The organism is Streptomyces flavofungini, assembly GCF_041028215.1.
In the GTDB taxonomy this organism is placed as follows: Bacteria; Actinomycetota; Actinomycetes; order Streptomycetales; family Streptomycetaceae; genus Streptomyces; species Streptomyces flavofungini_B.
In genome coordinates this window covers 1-5,088 of record NZ_JASKYR010000714.1, presented here as the reverse complement: position 1 = coordinate 5,088, position 5,088 = coordinate 1, and the positions used below count along the sequence as shown (strand labels likewise).

The 5,088-nt window shown below is 73.3% G+C and carries 6 protein-coding genes; 3 read left to right on the top strand and 3 right to left on the bottom strand.

The window, feature by feature from the left end:
• Both AB8Z36_RS33040 and AB8Z36_RS33035 read right to left on the bottom strand, forming a co-directional pair.
• The coding region (locus AB8Z36_RS33040) for an MFS transporter (RefSeq protein WP_440582057.1) at positions 1–1,244 on the bottom strand (1,244 nt) is incomplete at its 3' end.
• A 57-nt stretch (positions 1,245–1,301) separates the two neighbouring features.
• Positions 1,302–1,904 (bottom strand): hypothetical protein, encoded by a 603-nt coding sequence (locus AB8Z36_RS33035; RefSeq protein WP_369217073.1) that lies wholly within the window; start codon positions 1,902–1,904, stop codon positions 1,302–1,304.
• 79 nt (positions 1,905–1,983) lie between these two features.
• Here AB8Z36_RS33035 and AB8Z36_RS33030 point away from each other — a divergent pair, with 79 nt between their 5' ends.
• The 3 genes from AB8Z36_RS33030 to AB8Z36_RS33020 all read left to right on the top strand — a co-directional run bounded on the left by AB8Z36_RS33030 (position 1,984) and on the right by AB8Z36_RS33020 (position 4,143).
• Positions 1,984–3,075, top strand: coding sequence for a sialidase family protein (locus AB8Z36_RS33030; RefSeq protein WP_369217072.1), 1,092 nt, complete (start codon positions 1,984–1,986; stop codon positions 3,073–3,075).
• Positions 3,076–3,113: 38 nt separating this feature from the next.
• Positions 3,114–3,830: an NADPH-dependent F420 reductase gene (npdG, locus tag AB8Z36_RS33025; protein WP_369217071.1), complete on the top strand. Its 717-nt coding sequence runs from the start codon at positions 3,114–3,116 to the stop codon at positions 3,828–3,830.
• A gap of 124 nt (positions 3,831–3,954) precedes the next feature.
• On the top strand, positions 3,955–4,143 hold the full coding sequence (locus tag AB8Z36_RS33020) for a hypothetical protein (protein ID WP_369217070.1): 189 nt from the start codon (positions 3,955–3,957) through the stop codon (positions 4,141–4,143).
• An 18-nt stretch (positions 4,144–4,161) separates the two neighbouring features.
• On the opposite strand, the gene AB8Z36_RS33015 is transcribed toward AB8Z36_RS33020, so the two are convergent.
• Positions 4,162–4,965: a site-2 protease family protein gene (locus AB8Z36_RS33015; protein ID WP_369217069.1), complete on the bottom strand. Its 804-nt coding sequence runs from the start codon at positions 4,963–4,965 to the stop codon at positions 4,162–4,164.
• Positions 4,966–5,088: the final 123 nt, after the last annotated feature.

Here is a 5,088-nt window from a genome sequence, read left to right as displayed (position 1 = left end):
CTGCGCAGCCGCGCGTCCGGGTCCGTCGTCGCGTCGTAGGAGACCAGGCGGGGCAGCGCCGCCGCGAGGATCGCCACCGAGGCCACGCAGGCCAGGCCGCCGGACCAGATCGCGGGGCGCGTCCCGGTCCAGCCCGCCGTCGCGCCCGCCCGCATCTGGCCGAGCTGCGGGCCCACGCTGTACGAGAGCACCTCGATGCCCGCGAGCCGCCCCCGCAGCTCGTCGGGGATGGTCTGGTTCCAGATGGTGGAGCGGCCGAGCCCGCTGAGCATGTCACCGGCGCCCGCGAGCGCGAGGCACCCGAGCACCGCCCATACGTTGCCGAACCAGCCCGCCGCCGTGATCGCCAGGCCCCACCCGGCCGCGCCGAAGACCACGAGCAGCCCGTGCCGCCGGACCCGTGACGTCCATCCGCTGGTGAGGCTGAGCAGCAGGGAACCGACCGCCCCGGCCGCGTACATCAGCCCGAGCGACCACTGTGCGTCGAGGTCGTCCGCGAGGAACGGGAAGATCGTGTTCGGGAAGGCGAAGAACATCGCCGCCATGTCGATCGCGTACGTGCCGAGCAGGACCGGCCGCGACCACGCGTACCGCGCGCCCTCGGCGAGACCGCGCAGCGAGGGCTTCTCCGCGTCGTGCGCGGCGGGCGCGGGCGAGAGCCGGACGCACAGCAGGACCGAGACCGCGAAGCCGACGACCGTCACGGCGTACGCCGACGCGTGCCCCGCGTACGCGACGACCAGGCCCGCGAGCGAGGGTCCCGCGATCGCGCCCACGTTCCAGCGCAGCGAGTTCAGCGCGGCGGCGGCCGTGAGCTGGTCGTGCGGCACGATCCGCGCCATCAGGGAGTCCAGCGCGGGCCGCTGAAGGCCGGAGAGCGCGGCGACACCGGCCGCCACGACATAGAGCGGCCAGAGCAGCGGCTCCGGCAGCAACGCGTTGACCAGCAGGATCGCGGCCAGCAGACCCAGGGCCGCCTCGCTCAGGAGGATCACCTTGCGGCGGTCGACGGCGTCGGCGAGCGCGCCTCCGTACAGCCCGAAGACGATCAGCGGCACCAGTTCGACCGCGCCCATCGCGCCCACCGCGAGCGGCGAGTCCGTCAGCTCCTTGATCTGCAGCGGCAGGGCGACCATGGCCATGAAACTGCCGAAGTACGTGACGAGCCCCTGCACCCACAGCAGCCGGAAGTCGCGGGTGGAACGCCAGGGGGAGAGGTCGGGCAGTATCGAGGAGAGGGGCACGAACAGCCATGCTCAGCGGCGCTGGCACCCCGGGCAACCGAATTTCCTCGGCCGGTCCTACCACCGGGCGGGCGGCGGCGAGGTGAGCTGGTCCGCGAGGCGCGAGAGGCGGTCCCGCAGCCGTCGGCGCCCCCGCGCCTCGGGCAGCGCGTTCTCCCCGGCCGCCGCGCTCACCAGGTGCTGCACCGTGTCGAGGTCGAGGTCGGGCGTCTCCGGCACGGCGAGGGCATCGTGCGCGAGGGCGGCCAGATCGCGGTCGCCGGAGCCGAGGGCGAGGACCGTGGCCCCGGCCCGCCGCGCGTCGTGCACCCGCGTGAGCAGCTTTCCGTCCGGCGCGTCCGGCGCCACGACCAGCAGCGTCTCGCCGCGTCTGGCGGCCTCGATCCTGCCGAGCCCGGTCGACAGGTGCGCGGGGTCGGAGGCGAGCACGCGGTGGCGCACGAGTGTCGGGGTCAGCTCCGGCGTGCCCGACCAGGCGGCCTCGTCCACGAGGTGCGCCGCGAGGTGCCACGGTTCGTACGCCGCCGTGCCCACGAGCAGCAGCCCGCCGCCGTGCGGCACCACGCTGGAGCGCAGCGTGCCCGCGAAGCGCCGGGTGGCGCCGAGCCACTCGGTCCCCGCGAGCACCTCGCGCAGCAGCGCGACCCGTACGGCGTCCATGGCGTCGCATCCTGCCGCAACAGGCGACTTGTGACCCGGTGTTCACCGGGAATTCCCCCATGGTGGGGAAGGCCGGGGGATGACTGCTGAGACATCCGTTCCCTTCCGGGCCGGGCGCGAGGGCTATGCGAGCTTCCGCATCCCCGCCGTCGTCACCACCGCACCCGGCACCGTCCTCGCCTTCTGCGAGGGCCGCGTGGGATCGCGGGAGGACTTCGGCGACATCGACATCGTCCTCAAGCGCTCCACCGACGGCGGACGCACCTGGGGCCCGCTCCAGGCCGTCGGCAAGAACGGCAAGGACCTGGCGGGCAACCCCGCCCCGGTCGTCCTCGACACCGGCCGGGTGCTGCTCGTCCAGGTGCGCAACGCCGCCGCGGCCACCGAGGACGCCATCCGCCGGGGCACGGTCTCCGCCGCCGCCGGGCGCCGCGTCTGGGTGCAGCACAGCGACGACGACGGCCTCACCTGGTCCGCACCGCGCGAGATCACCGGCCAGGTGAAGAAGCCGGGCTGGCGCTGGTACGCCACCACGCCGGGCCACGCCCTCCAGCTCACCGCGGGCTCCGGCCACCCCGGCCGCGTCGTCGTCCCCGCCAACCACTCCCTGCCGCCCACCGGCACGGACGACGGCACCGAGGGCAAGTACAACGGCGGCCACTGCCTGCTCAGCGACGACGCGGGCGCGACCTGGCGGATCGGCTACACCGACGACAACACCGACGGCTACATCAACGTCAACGAGACCACCGCCGCCGAACTCCCCGACGGCCGCCTCTACCTCAACACCCGCAACGACTCACCGGCCCCCGGCAACCGCGCCGACGCCTACTCGCGGGACGGCGGCCAGCGCCTGGTCAAGCCGTTCCGTCCGCAGGCCACGCTCGCCGGGCCCGTCGTCGAGGGCTGCGTCCTCCAGCTCCGCGACCCCGACGTGCTGCTCTTCTCCGGACCCGCCGACCCCGGGGCGCGGGCCGTGATGACCGTGCGCCGCAGCAGCGACTCCGGCACCACCTGGCGGCGCGCCCACACCGTCGACGGACTGCCCGCCGCGTACTCCGATCTCGTGCGCCTCGACGAGGACACCGTCGGCCTCCTCTACGAGACGGGGGACTTCAGCGCGTACGAGACGATCACGTTCCGGCGGATTCCGCTGGCGGAACTCGCGTAACCGCGTAACCAGGCGTGACCGGAACGTAAGGTCACCCCATGACCTCTACAGACAGTGCGCAGAACGCTCCCGCCAAGGCCCCGGCGAAGGACCCGTGGGAGCTGCCCGACGTCTCCGGACTGATCGTCGGTGTCCTCGGCGGCACCGGCGACCAGGGGCGCGGCCTCGCCTACCGGCTCGCCCGCGCGGGACAGAAGGTGATCATCGGCTCCCGGGCCGCCGACCGGGCCGCGACGGCCGCCGAGGAGCTCGGCCACGGCGTCGAGGGCGCCGAGAACGCGGAGTGCGCGCGGCGCAGCGACGTCGTGATCGTCGCCGTGCCGTGGGAGGGCCACGGCAAGACCCTCGAAGCGCTGCGCGAGGAGCTTGCGGGCAAGCTCGTCGTCGACTGCGTGAACCCGCTCGGCTTCGACAAGAAGGGCGCCTTCGCCCTCAAGCCCGAGGAGGGCAGCGCCGCCGAGCAGGCCGCCGCCCTGCTGCCGGAGTCCCGCGTCACGGCCGCCTTCCACCACCTGTCGGCGGTGCTGCTCCAGAACCCCGACGTCGAGGAGATCGACACCGACGTCATGGTCCTCGGCGAGAAGCGCGCCGACACCGACGTGGTGCAGGCGCTCGCCGCCCGCATCCCCGGCATGCGCGGCGTCTTCGCGGGCCGCCTGCGCAACGCCCACCAGGTGGAGTCCCTGGTCGCCAACCTGATCTCCGTCAACCGCCGCTACAAGGCGCACGCGGGCCTGCGCATCACCGACGTCTAGAGACGGCCCGCCGGGACCGGCCACCGCCGTGCGGGGCGCGGGCGGGCATGGGGGACACTGGACGCGTACGTCCGCAGCAGCTCAGGCGCCCGCGCCGCGCCGCATCCGACAGGAGCCGACCCCCATGCCCCGCCTCGCCCTCTACGCCCTCGTGGTCTGCGCGCTCGCCGTCGTCGCGGCCGTGATCTCCTTCGCGCAGGGCAGCTGGCTCGGCATCGTCTGGGTGCTGCTCGCGGGCCTCTCGTCGAACATGGCGTGGTTCTACCTGCGCCGCGCCAAGGCCGAGCGCGACGCCGGGCGGGCGGGCCTGTAGCCGGTCGGCGGCCCCCGTCTAGAACGTCGGCCTCGGCGGCACCTCCTGCGTGCCCTCCCAGAAGCGGTACAGCTCCCGGCCCCAGTACGTGTCCCACTCCTCGACGCCGAGCGCCCGCAGGACGGCGTCGATCGCGTCGAAGAAAGCGGCGTTGACCGTCGGGATGAACAGCACGGCGAAGACCGCGATGAGCCCGAAGGGCGCGAACGGCTCGACCTGCCTGCGGATCCTGTACGACAGCCAGGGCTCGATCACTCCGTATCCGTCGAGGCCGGGGACGGGCAGGAAGTTCAGGATCGCGGCGGTCACCTGGAGCAGGGCGAGGAAGGCCAGCGCGTACCGGAACGCGGCGGGGACGCCGTCCAGCGCGTCCAGCCAGAAGGGCGCCGTGCAGAGAACCGCGAACGCCACGTTCGTCAGCGGGCCCGCCGCCGAGATCAGGCTGTGCCGCCAGCGGCCTCGGATGCGGCCCCGCTCGATGAAGACGGCACCGCCGGGCAGGCCGATGCCACCCATGATCACGAAAAGGACGGGCAGCACGATGCTCAGCAGCGCGTGCGTGTACTTCAGCGGATTGAGGGTCAGATAGCCCTTCGCGCCGATCGAGATGTCGCCGCTGTGCAGGGCCGTGCGGGCGTGCGCGTACTCATGGAGGCAGAGGGAGACGATCCAGGCGGCCGTCACGAAGAGGAAGACGGCGAGCCCGGGATTGTCCGCGAAACCGGTCCAGGCGGCCCAGCCGGAGACGGCCGTGACGGCGGCGATCCCCAGGAACACGGGGCTGATCCGCCGGTCACTGCTGCGGGGAGGTGCGGTGGTCATGGGGCGGGGCTCCAGGGGTCTGACGGCCGGGCGAGCCCGACCGTACCGGTCGTACGGCGAAAACGTCTCGCGCCGCGTGCGGAGTTCCGGGGAAGCTGGACACCATGGAACGGAGCACGGTGT

Coding starts and splice junctions, on each gene's coding strand:
- AB8Z36_RS33030 (WP_369217072.1), top strand. CDS start 1,984: ATGACTGCTGAGACATCCGTTCCCTTCCGGGCCGGGCGCGAGGGCTAT.
- AB8Z36_RS33035 (WP_369217073.1), bottom strand. CDS start 1,904: ATGGACGCCGTACGGGTCGCGCTGCTGCGCGAGGTGCTCGCGGGGACC.
- AB8Z36_RS33020 (WP_369217070.1), top strand. CDS start 3,955: ATGCCCCGCCTCGCCCTCTACGCCCTCGTGGTCTGCGCGCTCGCCGTC.
- npdG (WP_369217071.1), top strand. CDS start 3,114: ATGACCTCTACAGACAGTGCGCAGAACGCTCCCGCCAAGGCCCCGGCG.
- AB8Z36_RS33015 (WP_369217069.1), bottom strand. CDS start 4,965: ATGACCACCGCACCTCCCCGCAGCAGTGACCGGCGGATCAGCCCCGTG.